The 687-nt window shown below is 73.7% G+C and carries 2 protein-coding genes; both read left to right on the top strand.

Going from position 1 to position 687, the window contains the following annotated elements:
* The first annotated feature begins 196 nt into the window (after positions 1-196).
* Positions 197-406 carry a hypothetical protein gene (locus ACWJ6R_RS37540; protein WP_449066739.1) on the top strand — a complete coding sequence of 70 codons (210 nt, stop codon included), beginning with the start codon at positions 197-199 and terminating at the stop codon, positions 404-406.
* Positions 403-624, top strand: coding sequence for a hypothetical protein (locus ACWJ6R_RS37545; protein ID WP_449066740.1), 222 nt, complete (start codon positions 403-405; stop codon positions 622-624). The genes ACWJ6R_RS37540 and ACWJ6R_RS37545 overlap by 4 nt, the downstream gene beginning before the upstream one ends.
* Positions 625-687: the final 63 nt, after the last annotated feature.

The following is a 687-nucleotide window of genomic DNA, read 5'->3' on the forward strand; positions in this document are numbered from 1 at the left end:
GGGCGGCGACCGTCCGCTCCCGGCCGCTCCGACCGGGCCTCCGACATCGGCCGTCCGATTCCCGGTGGGCCGCCGTCCCTGGCGCGGGCCGGCTGCGGCCAGGTGAGCTCGCCGCCCGCCACACCACCTCTCGGCCGCCGGACCCGCCCGGGCCCACCGGTCGGCGGTCGCCGTACGAGGCCGCGGGGGTGAACGGATGACGCGGCAGGAGCAGGCCGAGCTCGCTGAGTTGCTGCGCCGCCCCTGGCCCGGCTGGACGATCTGGCGCGCGGGCCGTACCTGGTACGCCACCGGGTGCGCGGTGCCGGGCTGTCGGAGCAGACGGACGCTGCACGCCCCGGGCTTGATCCGGCTGTGCGAGCAGTTGCACGAGGAGAAGGCCCGGACGCGGGAGGGGACGGCATGACCGCTGTCACCGCCCTCCGGAAGCCGTACGTCACACCGTACGCCGAGGAGAACCGTGACCTGCCGCTCACCTTCGAGTGGGCGGCCGAAGCCGGGGGGCTCAGGCTGGCCTACCACGACCCGGTCGAGCAGGACCGGATGTTCGGTGTGCTCTGGGTCCGGTGCGGCATCGCGCCGGGGCGGAGGGTCCTGTGGCGCAGGATTCACCCGCCTATCTAACCTCGGGTTTTCGTGCGCCCAGCAGAACGGGAGGTGAAGCCGTGACCTAGCGGCTGATCATGC

This window comes from Planomonospora algeriensis (assembly GCF_977012225.1).